Source organism: Streptomyces coerulescens (assembly GCF_042657965.1).
GTDB classification, from domain to species: Bacteria; Actinomycetota; Actinomycetes; order Streptomycetales; family Streptomycetaceae; genus Streptomyces; species Streptomyces coerulescens.
Genome location: NZ_JBHSKM010000024.1, coordinates 497,680 through 515,279, shown reverse-complemented (window position 1 = coordinate 515,279; position 17,600 = coordinate 497,680). Strand labels below are relative to the sequence as shown.

Genomic DNA, 17,600 nt, shown 5'->3' with positions numbered 1-17,600 from the left:
CCCCCTCTGCCCCCCTGGGCGAGCGCCGTCAGTTGCCGCCGTACGGCAGCGTCGTCCCGGGCAGGCTGTACTCGTCCCGGCGCCCGCACATCCCGAATCCGCCACGCCTTGTGGGCGCGGTCTCGTGGGCGGTCGCGTCGGCGAGGTAGGCCGGCTCGCCCGCCTCCAGCGCGTCGAGCCGGTCGCCCGTGCGCTCGGCGGTGGCCAGCGCGCCGGCCCGCCACAACTCCCGCCAGCCGGGCACCTTGGCCCGCACGAGCCGGGCGGCGGCACGCTGGAACTCCAGGTACGGCCCGCCGTCACCGGCGACGAGCGCCTCGCGCAGGGCGAGGTAGCCCTCCACGGCGAGATCCCTGCGGCGTCGCGCGGCAGCCGCCGTCTCCGGGCCGGTGCCGGGCGGGAGTACGGCGGCGGCCGCGTACTTCTCGGGATCGGCGAGCACGTCGGACGGGAACGTGAAGACGGCGTCCCCGGCCTCCGGCAGGCCGCTGTTCTGCATCAGCACGGTGATCCGCAGATCGCCGCCCTGCACCATGCGGTGCACGGTGCCGGGCGTGAACCAGGCGACGGAGCCCGGCTCCAGGGGGATGTCCCGGTAGCCGTCGGGGCTGAGTGTCTGGACGGCGCCCCGGCCGCCGGTGACGACGTACGCCTCGGTGCACACCAGATGCAGATGCGGGCTGCCGCCGCACACGCCGTCGGCGGCCTCCCAGTCGTAGGCGCTGAGGTGGGACAGGCCGACGGCGCCCGGCAGCGGGTGCGGCAGATGCGGCTTCACCACGGCATTCCCTCCAGGTGGGCGGCCACCCGCTCCCGGTCCCAGGCCCCGTCGGCGAAGACCATGCGGTACCGGTAGGCGAAGGACTCGCCGGGCGGCAGCGCGAACTCCTCGAAGAACGCCCAGGAGAACGCGACCGTGGGAATCGGCTCGGAGCGCACGAACCAGTGCGACTCGTGCCGGGCCCGAAGGTTCTCCGGCGCGTGCGCGAACACGAGCGTGGAGTGTCCGTCGATGTCGTCGTGCTCGGTGGTGAACGCCAGCCAAGGGCCCTGACTGCCCATCAGTTTGTCGGCGTCCGCGTCCGATTCCGGCGCGAAGGCGGTCCCGCCGGTGAAGTCACGCGGCCCGCGCCACTGGAGCCCGGTGTAACCCGCCAGCTCCCGGCCCTCGGTGGTCGGGGACCCGAACACCAGTGGCTCGGCACGGATGTTGGTGAGCTCGATCGACCAGTCCAGGGCCCAGGCGCCGGCGGCCTCGTCAACCGAGTGGACGGTCAGCCCGCGCGTCTCCCGCGCCCACTCCTCGCCGCCGTTCTCGACCCAGGTGAGCTCCTCGGCGAACGTCAGCCGGTCATCGTCGACGGCGAAGACCGGGAAGCCGTCGTGCCGCATGGAGCCGATCCGCTCGGGCAGCGGCAGGTAACCCCGGCCGTGCACATAGCAGTTGCCGCCCCAGAAGTTCTGCCCCGACAGATGGCTCGCCGTCATCTGCAGGCCCTTGTGCCAGCGGTGGTCGCTGGGCCGGTAGCCGGTCACGGTGTGTCCGGCGAGGGTGCGCACGGGGTGGGCGTAGGGCTTGCGGGACTCGAAGGCGTCCGGGTCGGGGCGGTAGACGTAGCGGAGGATCTCGGTGCCGTTCGCGGCCGTCACCGCGATGTGGTCGCCGTGCGCGTGGGTGACGCGGATGCTCATGCGCGCTCCTTGGGGGCCCAGTGGGGGTGGTCTCCGTGCATGGCGGGGTAGAACGGGTCGCCGGGTGCGATCTCGCCCGCGTGCACCGGGTGGCCCGTGAACGCGGCCTTGTACAGGGCCGCGGCGAAGTCGAGGGTGGCGCGGGCGTCCGGTCCGCTGCCGGGCGGCCGGACACCGTTGTCGTAGGCGTCGAGGAGGGCGCCGAGCTGGGCCGTGTGCGAGCTGGGCACGTCGGCTGCCGGGGCGCGCCAGGCCGCGGCCCGCTCGGAGGGCACGTGCGGGGCCGGGGTGTAGACCCAGTCGTCGTTGCGGTGGCCGTACAGGTGGGTGAGCTCGACCGTCGCGTCCGCGCAGTCGATACGGATGCGGCTGACCTCGTGCGGGGACAGCACGCTGTTGACGACGGTGGCGAGGGCACCGCTGTCGAACCGTACGAGGGCCGTGGAGACGTCCTCGCTCTCGGTGTCGTGAACCAGCCGCGTGGCCATGGCGCGTATCTCCGCCCAGGGTCCGAGCAGATGCAGCAGCAGGTCGAACTGGTGGATGCCGTGCCCCATGGTCGGCCCGCCGCCCTCGGTGGCCCAGCGCCCGCGCCACGGCACGGCGTAGTAAGCGGCGTCGCGGTGCCAGGTGGTCTGGCAGTGGGCGACCAGCGGGGCGCCCAGCTCACCGCTCGCGATCAGCTCACGGGCGTGTACGGCGCCGGAGCCGTAGCGGTGCTGGAAGACCACCGAGGCGTACGCGCCCGACGCCTCCTCGGCCGCCGCGATGCCGTCGTACTCGGCGAGGGACAGACACAGCGGCTTCTCGCACAGCACCCAGGCGCCCGCCTTGAGCGCGGCGATCGTCTGCTCCCGGTGCAGGGAGGGCGGGGTGCCGATCAGGACCAGGTCGGGGCGTACGGCGTCCAGCATGGCGTCGGTCGAGGTGTACCCGGCGACCTCCTCGCCCGCGAGCTCCCGGAACGCGGCCAGCCTCGCCGGGTCCACGTCGACGGCGGCGACCAGCTCCGCCCGGCCGGCATGGGATCTCAGCGCGGGGAGGTGACTGCCGCTGACGATGGCACCGGTGCCGACCACGGCGACACGACGGCGGGCGGGGCTTGGGGACATGCGGTTCTCCTCGGACGGCCGGCGGACAGCCCGCTTCAGAAAGCGCTTGCACTTCGAGGGCGACCCTAGGCGGGGACGGAATGTAAGGACAACCCCTCTGCGGCGACAGGAGCAGAGCCGGACCCGTTCGGCTCGGCCCACGTTGCGCACGCTCCCCTGTTCACTCCTCGCCCAAACGGGCGGGAACCGCCGAAGGGCCGGGGTCGCACGGCCCGTCAACCCGGCCGCGCCGAGGCGGCGTTGACAGGTGCACGGCATCCACGTCACCGTGATGACTCGTCGTACCCGGGAGGTCACTCATGGCAGTAGCTGCTACCGACACCGATTTGGTCGCACGTGTGCGGGCCCTGGGGCCGCTCGTGCGCGAGCACGCCCCGCGCACCGAGAAGGAGCGGCGGGTCGTGCCCGAAGTCGCCGGGGCGCTGACGGACGCCGGAATCCACCGGATGAACGTCCCCCGGCGCTACGGCGGTTACCAGAGCCGGCCGCGCACCCAGATCGAGGCGATCGCCGTGATCGCCGAGTCGTGCGGCTCGACCGCGTTCAAGACCATGATCCAGACCGGCTGCTCCTACATCGTGGCGCTCTTCCCCGACGAGGCGCAGGACGAGATCTTCACCGGCCCCGACGTGAAGGTCGGCGGCACCCTCGTCCCCGACGCGACGGCGGTACGGACGGACGGCGGCTACCTCGTCAACGGCACCTCGGGCTTCGCCACCGGCTGCCACGACGCCGACTGGCATCTGCTGACGGTCCGGGTGGAACCGGAGTCCGGCGAGGGGCCGCCCGAGACGCTGTGGACCGCGGTGCCGATGGCGGAGCTGGAGATCCTCGACGACTGGTACGTGTCGGGGCTGGCGGGCAGCGGTAGCGCCAGCGTCGTCGCGCGGGACGTGTTCGTGCCCGCGCACCGGGTGCTGCCGGTCGGGCCGTTGCTGGCGGGCGAGTTCCCGTCGAAGGCCAACGCCGACGACCCGTTCTACCGGATGCCCATCCTGTTGATGTTCTCCGCCTGGACCGCCACGCCCAACGCGCTCGGTCTGGCCCGCTCCGCCCTGGCGGAGTTCACCGAGCGCAGCCGCCGACGGGGCATCACCTACACCTTCCACCAACGGCAGAACGAGGCGACGGTCACCCACCTCCAGGTGGCCGAGGCGGCCATGAAGATCTCCTGCGCCGAGTTGCTGACCGCCGAAGTCGTCTCCGTCATCGAGTCGCGAGCAGAGTCCGGTGAGCCCTACATGCCCGAGGAGCGGACGAAGATCCGGGCGCAGAGCGGCTACGTGGTGCGGCTGTGCAAGGAGGCCGTCGATCTGCTCGCCTCGGCCTCGGGAGCGTCGTCCCTGCACCGGGACGTGCCCATCCAGCGGACCGTGCGCGACGCGCACGCGCTGAGCCTGAACGCGTTCGTCAATCCCACCACCAACCTGGAGATCCACGGCCGGGTCCTGTCCGGGATGGACCCGGGGACGCCGTTCTTCTAGGCCTTGTTGAGGAAGCGCCGCAGCCGGGTCAGCGGCCAGGTGTTGATCACATCGTCCTTGGTGAGCCAGCCGCGCTGTGCCGTGCCCACGCCGTAGCGCAGAGAGGCGAGGTGGATGACGGCGTGGGCGTCGCTGTCGACGGCGAACTTCACGCCGTGCCGCCGGGCCCGCAGGATGTCCTCGTCACGCAGGTCGAGCCGGTCCGGATGGGAGTTGATCTCCAGGGCGGTGCCGGTGCGGGCGCAGGCGGCGAATACCGCGTCGAGGTCGACGTCGATGGCGGGGCGCTTGCCGATGAGGCGGGTGGTGGGGTGGCCGATGATGTGGACGTGCGGGTTCTCGCAGGCTTTGACGATCCGTCGGGTCAGGGCATCGCGGTCCTGGTTGAAGTGCGAGTGGACCGAGGCCACGCACAGGTCGAAGCCGGCGAGGAAGTCGGCCGGCCAGTCCACCTCGCCGTCGGGGCCGATGTTCAGCTCCGCGCCGTGCAGCACCCGCATGCCGCCGCGTTCGCCCCGCCGGCCGTACTCCCCGTCGAGTTCGCGGACGCGTTCGCGCTGGGCGAGGATCCGTTCGTCGGTCATCCGCTGCATGGCCATGTCGGGGCCGTGGTCGGTGACGGCGTAGTAGGCATAGCCGCGCTCGGCGGCCGCGGCGACCATCTCCTGAAGCGGCGCGAGACCGTCGGTGAGGTCGGTATGGGTGTGCAGATCCCCCCGGATGTCCTTCTCCTGGACGAGTTCCGGCAGCTCGCCGCGCAGTCCGGCCTCGATCTCGCCCCGGTCCTCGCGCAGCGTGGGCGGGATCCACGGCAGGCCGAGGCGGGCGTAGACGTCCTCCTCGGTCCTGGAGACGATCTTCTCTCCGGTCTCGGTGTCGAAGAGTCCGTACTCGGACAGTTTGAGCTTCTGGTGGACGGCCATCTCCCGGGTGCGGATGTTGTGCGCCTTGGACCCGGTGAAGTACTGCATGGCCGCGCCCCAGGAATCCGGCGGTACGACCCGCAGGTCGACCTGGAGTCCCTTGCCGGTACGCACCGACGTCTTCTTCTCGCCGTGCGCGATGACCTCGGAGACGTACGGCAGTTCGGTGAAGGCCCGCATGACGGGCGCCGCCTTCTTCGCCGCGACGAGGATGTCGATGTCGCCGATCGTCTCGCGCGAGCGGCGCAGCGATCCGGCGTAGGCGCATCGCTCACAGCCCGTCACCTGCGACATCTCGGCGACGATGTCCTCGGCCAGGCTCATCGCGACATCGATCAGGACCCGGTCGCCGGACGACTGGAGCAGGCCGATGCCGTGCAGGATGTTCTCCTCGGTCTTCGGCCCGAAGCCCTTCAGGTCGCGCAGCCGCTCCTCGTGGATGGCGTCCGCGAGCTCCTCGGTGGTGGAGATGCCGAGTTCCTCATACAGGACCAGGGCCTTCTTCGGGCCGAGTGTGGGGATCGCGGTGAGCTGACGGACGCCGGCGGGGATCTTGGCGCGCAGTTCCTCGACGGCGGACACGCTGCCGGTGGCGAAGTACTCGACCACCTTCTCCGCGATCGACTTGCCGACGTTGGGGATCTCCTTGAGACCCTTGGCGTCGAGCGTGGAGACATCGGCGTGGTGGCCGCCGATCGCCCGGGCGGCCTTCTCGTAGACACGCACCTTGAACGCGTCTCCGCCGGTGATCGAGATCAGGTCCGCGTACTCCTGGAGCAGCGCGGCGACCTCGTCGTTGGACCGTGCCACGAGTTCAGGGTAAGCGGGGGAGGTGGGTGCCGCGATGGGGGGTGTTCCGGCTGAGGGTCCGTTTCGGCTGGTCGCGCCCACGCGGCGGAGCCGCATATCGATACAGCCCCGCGCCCCTTCGGGACGCTGTCGAACTGTTGCCCTAGTGACCCAAGGGCGTCGGTGGGGTCGTCGTCGGATCGGGGGCGGTCAGGCGGGCCGACAAGGACGGGTGGGCCGGCGTCGCCGCTTCCTTCGTCAGGGCGGCCACGATCCTGCGGGCCGCCAGGGGATCGGCCGGCAGCGTGTGCGCGGCGAACCAGCGGGCCGCCTCGGGCGCGGGGGACGGTTCGACGAACTCGGCTCCGGCGTAGTCGTCGAGCGGCGGGTCGTAGATGTAGCCCGCGACCACGCCGTGGCTCACCAGGCGTTCCACGAGGGTGTCGCGGTCGTGCACCAGGAGCGGGACCCGGAAGAGGGAGGGCGGGCCCTCCTGCGAGTTCCCCTCGCGCAGCGCCGGGGTGGCCCAGGTGGTGCCGGACAGCAGCGAGACACCGGCCCGGCGGCGGGCCAGGTCGCCGTCGAGCAGCGCCAGCCGCAGCTCCAGCTGTCCGCGTACCAGCACCCCGTGGCGGGAGCGGAAGCCGTGCAGGTCGACGCGGACCCAGGGCTCGTACGCGGTCAGGCTGGGCGCGTGGCGGGCGCTTCCGGCGAGGCGGGGCGCGTGCAGCGCCATGCGGAAGTCGTCGCGTTCCAGCAGGCCGAGACGCTGCATCGTGCGCCACGCGGGACGCACCAGATGGAAGGTGCGCACGGCGGACCGGGCCAGGGGGCGCAGCGTGGTGGCCAGGTCGTGGCCCAGGCGGCGCGGGGTGAGCAGGTCGTCGCGCAGCAGCTCCAGCTCGCGGCGGGTGCGGGCGTCGTCGACGGCCAGGAATCCGCCGGCCATCGCCGCGACATGCTTGGACAGGCTGAACGCCGCGGCCGTGCCGAAGGTGCCGATCGGCCGCCCGTCCACGTGTGTGCCGATCGCGTGGGCCACGTCCTCGATGAGCGGGATCCCCAACTGGTCGCAGCGGCGGCGCAGTTCGACGACCCGGTCCGGCAGGCCGTACAGGTTGGTGGTCAGCACCGCGTCGATGTCGCGCCAGGTGGACTCCGGTACGGCGGCCGGGTCGATGTTGCCGTCCCACTGGGACACGGGCGCTTGGACCGGGCGCAGTCCGGCGGCGAGGACGACGAAGAGGATCACGTCGTCGTTCACCGGGGACATCAGCACCCGCGCACCCGGCCGGCACCAGCGCCGCAGCGCCAGATACAGGGCCAGTCGGGCCGAGGGCGTGTAGACGCATTCGCGTCCGATGCGCCGTGTCATCATCGCGGCGAGCCGCGATCCGTACGGCATGGTCACCTCTTCCGTGGAAGGGTCCGGCGAAGGGTCGCCCGGAGCGTGCGGTACGCGCTCTCGAACGTCGTTCGAGGCCTGCGTGGGAGGGACGCGAGGCCGTGCGGGGCCAGGGCCACGGCGCCGGTGCGTGCGCGTGACGAAAGCGGGTTGCTGTTCGGTTCAGCGGGCTCCCGTGCCCGGTCGGTCCGGGCCGGAAGTGCGCAGCGTGCCGACGGTCTTCAGCAGCCGGTCGGCGGGCTCGCGCAGCCGGGGGTGGGCCAGGACCGTGTTGCGCAGTCCGCGCACCGGTCTGCGCCACATCCGGTGGGCGGCCGCCACCGGGTGCGGACGCACCGCGAACCCCTCCGCCACCCGCAGCTCACGGGTCTTCAGCCAGTCCTTGTACTCCTTCTCCCCGCGCCCCATGTCCATGAGCGTCACGCCGTCCCCGCCCGCGGCCTGAGCCAGCCGCAGATGCATCATCAGTCCGGGCGAGTAGTAGCCGAACTCGGGGTCGTACGCCGTGAACCAGGCCGCGAACACCGAGCGCGACCTCGGCCCGAAGTGCGCGGCGACCGGCCGGTCACCGGCGTACACCACGGACAGGATGCCGGTGAAGTGCTCCTCGCGGACCTGGAAGAGATGCTCGACGAGGTCGACGATCCAGGGTCTGGAGAACCGGTCCATCCGCCCGGTTCTGCGGTACTGGGCGGACTTCCAGCGCATGAGGGTGCGCAGCACGCGCGGGTCGCGCTCGTCGTAGACGAACCGCACCTCGCCCGCGTCCCGCCCGAGGCGGCGCTCCTTCTTCAGCGTCGTCTTGGCCAGCCCCGGGTAGGTGGCACGCAGCCACTCCGGGTAGCCGTCCTCGCCGGGTTTCAGGTCGAGCACGGGCGAGGCGAACGTGCCCGTGACGTACGGGCCGAACGGCTGCTGTTCCTCGACGAGGTGATCGAACTCGAACACGGACAGCCCGCACACCTTCAGCAGTTCACGGGTGTCCCAGGTGACCCCGGGCCGGTGCACCAGGGCCTGACAGTCGGACAGTCCCAGGCCGATGGCCCGGCCGACGCCGTAGGCGTTGCGCTCGTACGGTAAGAAGCCGACGGCCTCCCCGCCCTCGTGCAGGACCGCCACGTGCGCCCCTTTGCGGTACCTGCCGACCCCGAGCGCGAACTCCGGTGCCAGGAAAGGGTTGGCGTAGTCGGGCGATTCCTCCATCGCCCGGTGCCACGCCCGGCGTAGCTGCTCGTTCAGCTCCTCGGGTCTGTGAATCGTGATGGCGCTCGTGGATCGCATGACGACCGCTCCCCCCAAATACCCCCGAAGACGCGCTTTTCGGCGCGTCGCCACTGTGTCCCCCCATGTCGAACTTTGTGGCGAGGCTCAAACGTCGCGAAACAGTACGCACGCTGTCAAGGTGCCTGGTGAATCCTTTAGCAGTGCTTGGTGACCAGGGGGCGGCGACCGGTCAGCGGATGGCGACCAGGACGTGGCTGTCGCCGTACTGCCATACCGCACCGACGTGCCCGAAACCCGCCCGCCGCAGCAGCCGTTCATGTGCGGACACCGACAGGTGCGCCGCGCAGCCGGCCCCGGACGACGGCTGCCTGCGGCGGCGTGCGGCGAGCAGGTCGGTCAGCTCGGGGTCCGCCGCGACGGCCGTCCACCAGGAGTCCCAGTCCTCGTGCGCCAGGGCCCGCCCGCGTTCGGCCCGGCGGCGGCCGACGCATCCGGCGAGGGCGGCGAGCGCGGTGTCGTCGTGCGGGAAGTGGTCGCCGTTGACGAGGACCCCGCCGGGCCGCAGCAGGGCCGCGAGCTGACGGTAGAGGCGGTGCAGGGCGTCCGGGCCGAGGTAGTGCAGGGCCGTCGTCGACACGGCGGCGTCCAGCGGGCGGTCGAGCCGCAGGGCGCGCGTCCAGCCCGCCTCACCGATGACCGCGTCGACGTAGCGGGCGGCGTCCGCGTGGTGGGTGCGGGCGAGCTCCAGCAGCAGCGGGTCCATGTCCACGCCCACGATGTCCGCGTACGGCAGCCGCCGCGCCAGCCGGGCCGCCAGCGAACCGGGGCCGCAGCCGAGGTCGACGACGAGGGGCCGGCCGGTTCGGCCCGCGACGGTCTGCTCGACGACATCGGCGATCACCGTGAACCGCTCCTCGCGGTCCACGGCGTACCGCTGCTGCTGGAGTTCCCAGCGGTGCACCCATCGCTCCGCCGTCGCCAGGCTCAGCCCCATCCGGTCGTGCCACCTCGCCGTCTCGCACCCGACTCACCCTGTCGGCGCGACCCTACAGGTGGAAACGGTTCCCATTACGCCGGACGGCGTGGCGTCACCCGAGGGAGGCAAGGACGGTCAGCAGCCGGTCCACCTCCCCGACGGTGTTGTGGACGTGCAGGCTCACCCGCACGGAGCCCGTCTTCTCCCCCGCGCCGCCCTGGCAGTGCTGGTCGGAGCGGACCATGAAGCCATGGCTGAACAGGATGAAGCCGAGGTCCGAGGAGTCGATGGCGTGATGGCGCAGGGTGACGATGCCCTGGCGCCGCTGCACGGGTGAGTCGGCTGCCAGGCCGGCCTGGCAGCCGAGGATCTCGTAGGGGTCGAGGTGGCGCAGGCTCTCGGTGAGCCGTGCCGCGAGGGCGACGGTCCAGCGCTCGATCCGGTCGGTGCCCGCCGCGTCCAGCCAGTCCAGTGCGGCGGTCAGGGAGGCGATGCCCACGGTGTTGGGGGTGCCGGCCCAGCCGCCCGGCGCGAACTCCGGGCCGCGGGCCCCGCGGGCCCACACGACCCCGGTGCCGGGCAGGGCCATGGCCTTGTGGCCGGAGAAGACGACGAAGTCGACGTCGAGATCGGCCACCGACACCGGCAGATGGCCGACACTCTGGGCGGCGTCGAGACAGATGACCGCGTCCGGGCCGACGGCGCGGCGGATGCGGTGCACGTTCATGTTGGCGCCGTACACGTGGTGGACGTGGCTGACGGCGACGAAGCGGGTGCCCGGGCCTGCCAGTTCGGCGAGCTCGGTGTGGTCGTAGTCGCCCGACGCCCGCTGGTACGGCATCGGCCGCACGCCGATGTGCACGCCCTGCCCGGCCAGTTCCCGCTGGGCCTCCAGCCAGGGGGCGATGTTCGCCTCGTGGTCGGCGACGGGGACGACGATCTCGTCCCCGTCGGTGAGCAGCCGCGGCAGCCAGTCGCGGGCGACACTTCGCAGGCCCTCGGTGGTCCCGCTCGTGAAGTGCACGGTGGAGCGCTCCGGCGCGGGGTCGTCCAGGAACAGCTTGACCCGGTCGCGGGCCTCTTCGACCAGGCCGGTGGTCCGGTTGGCCCAGGTGTAGGTGCCCCGTCCGGCGTTGGCGTTGGTCGTGGTGAGGTAGGTGTGGACGGCGTCCAGCACGGCCTGTGGCTTCTGGGCGGTGGCCGCACTGTCGAGGTAGGCCAGTTCCGGGTGTGCGGTGATGATCGGGAACTGGGCGCGCAGGGCCCGCTGCCACTCCGCCAACTCCTCGACCGTGGAGAGGACTTGGCTGTCCGCCTCGGGAACGGTCATGGGTTCAGTCCCGCACCAGGGGTGCGCCCGCGTCGCGCCAGGCGATGATGCCGCCGGTCAGGCTGCGCACGTCCGGGTGTCCCATCCGGGTGAGCAGGGCGGCGTAGCGGGCGGACTTCTCGCCGACCGGGCAGGCCAGCAGGACCGGGCGGCTGTGGCTGAACGGCAGCCCGCCGTGCAGGAGTTCCTCGAAGAGTTCGTCGACGATGTTGACCGAGCCGTCGATGTGCAGGGCGGCGTAGGCGTGGGGGCCTCGCAGGTCCACGACGAGGGGTTCCCCGGTGGCGATCCACGCACGGGCGTCGGTGACGCCGATGGCCGGGGCGGTGCGGACCTCGGTGTCCGTCAGGTCGGCCGGGGAGTTGCCGCGGCGCGGGCGGCCGAAGAGGTCGGGGCGCCGGTGGCGGATGTAGCTCAGATAGCTCTCGACGCGGTCGCAGACGATGAACACGGCGGACTGCCGCTCCGTCAGATCGGCGTCGATGGCCCGGAGTCGGCGTGTCGCGCCGAAGTAGGCGGCACCTCCGGTGGGTCCGGCGAGGATGCCGCAGCGGCGGTTGAGGGTCAGCATGCCCTCGATCGCCTCGTCGGCGCTGACCGACTCGATCGTGTCGTAGGTGCCGGGGTCGAACAAACCCACCTCGTGCGCCTCGTCGATGGTGCGGATGCCGGGGACGAAGTCCGACTTGGCGGCGACGAGGCCGACGACCCGTACGGCGGGGTCGTGTTCGCGCAGGGCGCGGGCGACTCCGGTGGACGAGCCGGCGGTGCCCACGCAGGCGATGAACCAGTCCGGCGCCCCTCCGTCGAGGTCCTTGACGATCTCCGGTCCGGTGCCGGTGAAGTGGGCTTCGGTGTTGCGGGGGTTGAAGTACTGGTCGGTGTGCAGAAAGGAGCTGCCGGGCTCGGAGAGCGTGCGGTGGAACCGGGTGAGCGGGTCGTCGGTGGCGGTCGGGTCCAGGCATTCGCTCTGGCCGGGCAGTTCCTCGATCTCCGCGCCCAGCAGCAGGAGCAGGTCCTTGATCTCGGGGATGCGCATCCGGTTGGTGACGCTTTTGAAGGTCAGGCCGTGCATGCCCGCGAGGACGGCCAGAGCCTTGGCTGTGTTGCCGCTCGACAGCTCCACGACCTGGCCGCCCTCCTCGGGCGCGGCGGCGGACAGGTGCGGTCGTGCCATGTTCCAGGCGGCCCGGTCCTTCACCGAACCGAAGGGGTTGAGGAGTTCCAGCTTGGCGTACAGGTCGATGTTGTTCAGGCCGTGCACGGCCGGGTCGATGCGCACCAGCGGTGTGTTGCCGATGGCGTCGGTGATGCTGTCGTACCTCACTGCGCTCCCCCCACGGGTGTGGTCGGCCAGTACTGGTCGTCCAGGCACCAGCGCCATCTGTCGCCCTCCTGCCAGGCGGCGACCTTGCGCGCGACGGGCTGGTGCTGGGCACGGGTGGTGTGGAAGTCCATGCAGTAGCCGGCCGTGTTGACGAAGGCCAACAGGTCGCCGGGGGCCGGGCGACGGGGCAGGAAGACGGTGCGGCGGGTGATCAGGTCGGCCTCCAGACACAGATTGCCGAAGAGATGCGCGGGGACCGGTTCGGTGCCGGCGTCGGCCGGGTCCTTCGGGACGACCAAGGGGTCCATCAGCACCCCGTGGTCCTCCAGCGCCACGTCGTCGGCCTTCGCCGCGAGCCGTATGTGCAGGGGGCCGCCGGTCTCCTCCTTGCGCACCTCCAGCACCTTGGTCAGGGTCAGCCCGCACTGGTCGAGCAGGGCGCGGCCCGGTTCGGTGTGCAGGTCGTAGAGGTGCTCCAGGAGCAGGGCGGCCAGGGGACGGCCGCCCAGCGAGGCGGCGGGCCGGGAGAGCAGTTCGTCGAGGTAGCCGGCCGCGGCGACCGGACGGTGGGCGGGGTACAGGCCGAGCGCGCCGCGCAGGGTGCCCGCCTCGTTGCGCAGTCCGTAGCCGTGGCCGCCGTAGGTGAGGGGCGGGCGGATGCCCATGACGGCCTCGGTGAGTGCGGTCGTGTACCGCTCCCACTGGCCGCCGTCGGCAAGGTAGTTCACGCCGAAACCGCCCCCGATGTCGACGGCCCGGGGCCGGAGCCCTCGACTGCGGCACTCCTCCAGCACCCGCAGACAGCCCTCGAGGGCCAGGGCCTTCTCGGTCAGGCTCGTCGTGTCCAGGTGGTACGCCACACCGACCAGGTCGAGCACGTCGGCGTGCCGTTCGACGGCCTCCAGGAGCGGGGCCGTCTCCCGTACGGCGGTGCCGAATCGGCTGGGCCGGGTGAGCACCCGTACGCCGGACGCCTCGAAGCCCGACAGCCGGAGCAGGACACGGGCGCGGGACAGGGCGTGTGTGCGTACCAGCGCGGCGAGTTGTTCCAGCTCACCTCGCGTGTCGAGGCTGACGGTGACCGAGGTGCGGGCCGCAAGCCACAGGAACTCCGGGTTCTTCGGCCCGGTCGCCGTGATCCGGTCGGGCGTGAGTCCGGCGCCGAGGGCGTGCTGCAACTCCGCCAGCGAGGCGACGTCCACGCCGGCGTCCGTGGCGGCGAGCCTGCGCAGCAGGGCGCTGGAGCGGTTGGCCTTGTGGGCGAGGAACACCTGGCCGGAGAGATGGTGGGCGCCGTACACCGAGCGGAACTGCTCCAGGTTGTCGGCGAGTTGGTCCGGCACGAGCACGTTCAGGGGTGAGCCGAGGGCGTCCGTGAGGGTGTGCAGCAGGTCCGGGGAGTTCACCAAGGAGCGCAGCCGCGATTCCAGCCGCGGTTCGAGATACAAGGGCTGCCCGCCCATGCCCGGCCCTCCCCAGCGCTACGGGCCCGACACTCCGGGCGCTGACGACCACTCCCCGCGGTTTGCCGTATAGCTCCTTTCCCGGCATCCGGTGGTTTACGCCCTGTACCTGCACTGCTGGGCGGTACGTGAACAGGTGGGCCGAAAATCACCGGTGCCCGGCGCGCGGGTGTCGGCGCGGCCCCAAACGGCCTGTTCCGTGATAGGGACACTCCAGTCGACACGATCCATGGATGGGGTTGTTGTGCTCGGTAGGCGGATGGCGGTTGTGATGGTGGCCGGGCTGCTGGCGCTGGCCGGGTGCGCTGCAGAGAAGGGCGCGGCCGGGGCCGAGCAGACGGCCGTGACGGCCGGCGCTCCGACCGCCACGTCTCCCACGGCGTCCACCCCGGCCTCGGCGTCCCCCACGGCGTCCGCCGCCTCCTCGACGCCTCCCCCGGGGTCCCCCGACCCGTCGCCGGTCCCCGTCACCGGACCGGATCAGTTGCTGGTGACCATGGAGGTCACCGGCGGCTTCGCGGGCGTGCAGAAGGAAGTGGCGCTGCGCGGCGACGGCACCGTGCACACCGCGGACAAGGGCGAGCGCGCGGTGCGCCGCACCAGCGCGGCGCAGTTCACCGAGCTGCGTACCCTGCTCGGCGATCCGGCGCTGGCGGAGGTCTCCGACTTCACGAAGAACATGCAGGCCGCGGACCTGTTCCAGTACACGCTGCGGTTCGGCGGACGCACCGTGAGAACGGACCTGTCCGCCGAGCAGCCGGCGCTCGACCGCCTGGTCCACGCCCTGAGCGCATGGCTGCCGAAGTGAGCGCCCTCGGGTGCTCAGCCGCCCTGTCCGGCGATGTTGACCATCCAGGTGATGCCGAAGCGGTCCGTACACATGCCGAAGACGTCGCCCCACATCTGCTTCTCCAGGGGCACGGACACCGAGGCACCCGCGGACAGCTTCTCCCAGTAGCCACGCAGCTCGGCGTCGTCGTCGCCGCTCAGGCTCACCGAGATGTTGTTACCCGGCTTGTGGTCGTCCGTCGGGGTGTCGGCGCACATCAGGGTGAAGCCGTTCGGGGCCTCCAGCATGCCGTGCATGATCTTGTCGGCCAGCGGGCTGTCCTTCTGGCCGAACTCGGCGTACGTGTTGAGGTTCAGCGTGCCGCCGAAGACCTCCTTGTAGAACTCCAGCGCCTGGCGGGCGTCGCCGGCGAAGGTGATGTAGGGATTGAGACGCGAGGCCATGGTTCCTCCATGCGTAGGGCCGGAAGCCGACTGCAAGGAACGTAGCGCGGGCCACTGACAACGGCCCGCGCACACGGCCACATGGGGCACGGCTGCGGCTACAGCGTGCGCTCCAGACGGTCCGCGACCAGCTTCACGAAGCGCGCCGGGTCCTTCGGCTGGCCGCCCTCGGCGAGCACCGCCAGCGTGTGCAGCAGTTCGGCGGACTCGACGAGCCCCGAGCGGTCCTCGCGCTCCTTGTACGCCTGGTTCAGACCCTTCACCAGCAGGTGCTCGGGGTTGAGCTCCAGGATCCGCTTGGTGGCCGGCACCTCCTGGCCCATGGCCCGGTACATGTTCTCCAGGGCCGGCGTCAGGTCGTGCGCGTCCGAGACGACACAGGCCGGGGAGACCGTGAGCCGCGTCGACAGGCGCACCTCCTTGATGTCCTCGCCCAGCTGCTCCCCCATCCAGCCGAGCAGTCCGGCGTACTCCTCGGCCTGCTTCGCCCGCTCCCCGTCGGCCTTCTCGTCCTTCTCGCCGTCGAGGTCGATCTCGCCCTTGGCGACGGACCGCAGCCGCTTGCCCTGGTACTCGCCCACCGTGTCGACCCACACCTCGTCGACGGGGTCGGTCAGGAGCAGGACCTCGATGCCCTTGTCCCGGAACGCCTCCATGTGCGGGGAGTTCTCGATGCTCTGCCGGGACTCGCCGGTGATGTAGAAGATGTCGTCCTGGCCGTCCTTCATCCGCTCCACGTACTGGGTGAGCGTGGTCGGCTCGTCGTCGGCGTGCGTGGTCGCGAAGGAGGCGACGGCGAGGATCGCGTCGCTGTTCTCGGAGTCGGTGACCAGGCCCTCCTTCAGGACCGTGCCGAACTCCCGCCAGAACGTGCCGTAGCGCTCCGCCTCCTTGGTCATCATCTCCTTGACGGTGGAGAGCACCTTCTTGGTCAGCCGGCGCTGCATCATCCGGATGTGCCGGTCCTGCTGGAGGATCTCGCGGGAGACGTTGAGCGACAGGTCGGCCGCGTCGACGACGCCCTTGACGAAGCGCAGGTAGGGCGGCAGCAGTGCCTCGCAGTCGTCCATGATGAAGACGCGCTTCACATAGAGCTGGACGCCGCGCTTGTACTCCCGCGTGAACAGGTCGTGCGGGGCGTGCGAGGGGACGAAGAGGAGGGCCTGGTACTCGAAGGTGCCCTCCGCCTGGAGGCGGATCGTCTCCAGCGGCTCGCGCCAGTCGTGGCTGATGTGCTTGTACAGCTCGTGGTACTCGTCGTCGGACACCTCCTCGCGCGAGCGCGCCCAGAGGGCCTTCATGGAGTTCAGCGTCTCGGGCCCGGGCGCCTCGGCGTCGTCGCCGTCGCCGTCACTCGCGCCCGTCTCCTGCTCCATCCGGATCGGCCAGGTGATGAAGTCCGAGTACTTCTTGACGATCTCCCTGATCTTCCAGGGCGAGGTGTAGTCGTGGAGCTGGTTCTCGGGGTCGGCGGGCTTGAGGTGGAGGGTGACCGAGGTGCCCTGCGGCACGTCGTCGACGGTCTCCAGCGTGTACGTGGCCTCGCCGCGCGACGTCCATCGGGTGCCCTGGGACTCGCCGGCGCGCCGGGTCACCAGCGTCATCTCGTCCGCCGCCATGAAGCCGGAGTAGAAGCCGACCCCGAACCGGCCGATGAGGCCCTCGGCGCCGCCCTCGTCCTTGGCCTCCTTGAGCTCCTTCAGGAAGGTGGCCGTGCCCGAGTTCGCGATGGTGCCGATGAGCCGCCCCACTTCGTCGTACGACATCCCGATGCCGTTGTCCCGGACGGTGAGGGTCCGTTCGTCCTTGTCGATGTCGATCTCGATGTGCAGGTCGGACACATCGGCGTCGAGCGCGTCGTCCCTCAGCTTCTCCAGACGCAGCTTGTCGAGCGCGTCGGAAGCGTTGGAGACGAGTTCGCGCAGGAAGACATCCTTGTTCGAGTAGACCGAGTGGATCATCAGCTGCAGCAGCTGACGGGCCTCTACCTGAAACTCAAACGTCTCGGTCGGCATGGTTTTCGACTACCTCACAGGTCGACACGGGAACTGGTCGCAGTCACTGTAAGACACGAGGTCAGCGCGGAGTGCGGCGATCGGGACAGAGCCCTCCTCCCACTCGGTGCCGCGCCGCCCTGAGACATCACAGGCTGTCCCGCGCCCCGTTCGCTGCGAAGGTCGAAGGGCATCGACGATCGGCACGATCGAACGGAGGAGCCGATGCCCACTTCCCGCCTGCTCTCGACCCGGCGCAGGTCGGCGGCCGTCACGGGGGCGGCCGCGGTCCTGCTCGCCGGAGCCGGGCTGTTCACCGCCGCACCCGCCCAGGCCGCCCCGCGCCCCTGCCCCGGCGCGGGACCCGGCGACCCTGCCCGCTGCGCCCAGGTGATCGGCATCGACCCGGGCTCGTCCCTGGTGATGCGCACCGAACCCCGCTACGGCGCCGGGGAGGTGGCCCGCTACGGCAACGGTCAGTGGCTGGAGGTGTCGTGCTGGACCACCGGAGACCCGGACGCCGACGGCCATGGCTACCGCTACTGGATGCAGGTCTCCACACCCAGGTCCTGGGGCTATGTCAACGACTGGTACCTCGACACGGGCGGCCCGGACACCTGGAAGTCCCGGCTCCCCCAGTGCCGCTGA

15 protein-coding genes are annotated in these 17,600 nt (G+C 71.0%); 3 read left to right on the top strand and 12 right to left on the bottom strand.

What is annotated here, in order from left to right:
- Positions 1 to 28 precede the first annotated feature (28 nt).
- From ACFPQ9_RS31775 to ACFPQ9_RS31765, 3 genes are read right to left on the bottom strand one after another with little or no spacing between them, the layout of a single operon-like run.
- The gene (locus tag ACFPQ9_RS31775; RefSeq protein ID WP_380861165.1) at positions 29 to 781 is read right to left on the bottom strand and encodes a cupin domain-containing protein; all 753 of its coding nucleotides are present in this window, start codon (positions 779 to 781) and stop codon (positions 29 to 31) included.
- Positions 775 to 1,692, bottom strand: coding sequence for a DUF6807 domain-containing protein (locus tag ACFPQ9_RS31770; protein ID WP_380861162.1), 918 nt, complete (start codon positions 1,690 to 1,692; stop codon positions 775 to 777). The genes ACFPQ9_RS31775 and ACFPQ9_RS31770 overlap by 7 nt, the downstream gene beginning before the upstream one ends.
- Entirely contained in the window at positions 1,689 to 2,804 is a 1,116-nt protein-coding gene (locus ACFPQ9_RS31765; RefSeq protein ID WP_380861159.1) for a Gfo/Idh/MocA family protein, read from the bottom strand. The genes ACFPQ9_RS31770 and ACFPQ9_RS31765 overlap by 4 nt, the downstream gene beginning before the upstream one ends.
- Before the next feature lie 299 nt (positions 2,805 to 3,103).
- Here ACFPQ9_RS31765 and ACFPQ9_RS31760 point away from each other — a divergent pair, with 299 nt between their 5' ends.
- Positions 3,104 to 4,288, top strand: a complete 1,185-nt coding sequence (locus ACFPQ9_RS31760) for a flavin-dependent monooxygenase (protein WP_380861156.1) — start codon at positions 3,104 to 3,106, stop codon at positions 4,286 to 4,288.
- On the opposite strand, the gene polX is transcribed toward ACFPQ9_RS31760, so the two are convergent.
- From polX to ACFPQ9_RS31725, 7 genes are all read right to left on the bottom strand, one after another.
- The gene (gene polX, locus ACFPQ9_RS31755; protein WP_380861153.1) at positions 4,285 to 6,021 is read right to left on the bottom strand and encodes a DNA polymerase/3'-5' exonuclease PolX; all 1,737 of its coding nucleotides are present in this window, start codon (positions 6,019 to 6,021) and stop codon (positions 4,285 to 4,287) included. The two genes, ACFPQ9_RS31760 and polX, sit on opposite strands and share 4 nt — an antisense overlap.
- 142 nt (positions 6,022 to 6,163) lie before the next feature.
- Entirely contained in the window at positions 6,164 to 7,405 is a 1,242-nt protein-coding gene (locus ACFPQ9_RS31750) for a DegT/DnrJ/EryC1/StrS family aminotransferase (protein WP_380861150.1), read from the bottom strand.
- A 162-nt stretch (positions 7,406 to 7,567) separates the two neighbouring features.
- Complete coding sequence (locus tag ACFPQ9_RS31745) at positions 7,568 to 8,686, bottom strand: GNAT family N-acetyltransferase (RefSeq protein WP_380861147.1); 1,119 nt, start codon at positions 8,684 to 8,686, stop codon at positions 7,568 to 7,570.
- A gap of 172 nt (positions 8,687 to 8,858) precedes the next feature.
- On the bottom strand, positions 8,859 to 9,623 hold the full coding sequence (locus ACFPQ9_RS31740) for a class I SAM-dependent methyltransferase (RefSeq protein WP_380861144.1): 765 nt from the start codon (positions 9,621 to 9,623) through the stop codon (positions 8,859 to 8,861).
- 94 nt (positions 9,624 to 9,717) lie between these two features.
- Positions 9,718 to 10,935, bottom strand: coding sequence for an aminotransferase class V-fold PLP-dependent enzyme (locus ACFPQ9_RS31735; RefSeq protein WP_380861141.1), 1,218 nt, complete (start codon positions 10,933 to 10,935; stop codon positions 9,718 to 9,720).
- Positions 10,936 to 10,939: 4 nt separating this feature from the next.
- Positions 10,940 to 12,262 carry a pyridoxal-phosphate dependent enzyme gene (locus tag ACFPQ9_RS31730; RefSeq protein ID WP_380861138.1) on the bottom strand — a complete coding sequence of 441 codons (1,323 nt, stop codon included), beginning with the start codon at positions 12,260 to 12,262 and terminating at the stop codon, positions 10,940 to 10,942.
- Positions 12,259 to 13,725: a Y4yA family PLP-dependent enzyme gene (locus ACFPQ9_RS31725; protein WP_380861135.1), complete on the bottom strand. Its 1,467-nt coding sequence runs from the start codon at positions 13,723 to 13,725 to the stop codon at positions 12,259 to 12,261. The genes ACFPQ9_RS31730 and ACFPQ9_RS31725 overlap by 4 nt, the downstream gene beginning before the upstream one ends.
- 259 nt (positions 13,726 to 13,984) lie before the next feature.
- On the opposite strand from ACFPQ9_RS31725, the gene ACFPQ9_RS31720 reads away from it, so the two are divergent.
- Positions 13,985 to 14,533: a hypothetical protein gene (locus ACFPQ9_RS31720; RefSeq protein WP_380861132.1), complete on the top strand. Its 549-nt coding sequence runs from the start codon at positions 13,985 to 13,987 to the stop codon at positions 14,531 to 14,533.
- A gap of 14 nt (positions 14,534 to 14,547) precedes the next feature.
- On the opposite strand, the gene ACFPQ9_RS31715 is transcribed toward ACFPQ9_RS31720, so the two are convergent.
- Positions 14,548 to 14,958, bottom strand: coding sequence for a VOC family protein (locus tag ACFPQ9_RS31715; RefSeq protein WP_380861129.1), 411 nt, complete (start codon positions 14,956 to 14,958; stop codon positions 14,548 to 14,550).
- A 98-nt stretch (positions 14,959 to 15,056) separates the two neighbouring features.
- Positions 15,057 to 16,973: a molecular chaperone HtpG gene (gene htpG / locus ACFPQ9_RS31710; RefSeq protein ID WP_380861126.1), complete on the bottom strand. Its 1,917-nt coding sequence runs from the start codon at positions 16,971 to 16,973 to the stop codon at positions 15,057 to 15,059.
- A 204-nt stretch (positions 16,974 to 17,177) separates the two neighbouring features.
- On the opposite strand from htpG, the gene ACFPQ9_RS31705 reads away from it, so the two are divergent.
- On the top strand, positions 17,178 to 17,600 hold the full coding sequence (locus ACFPQ9_RS31705; RefSeq protein ID WP_380861123.1) for a hypothetical protein: 423 nt from the start codon (positions 17,178 to 17,180) through the stop codon (positions 17,598 to 17,600).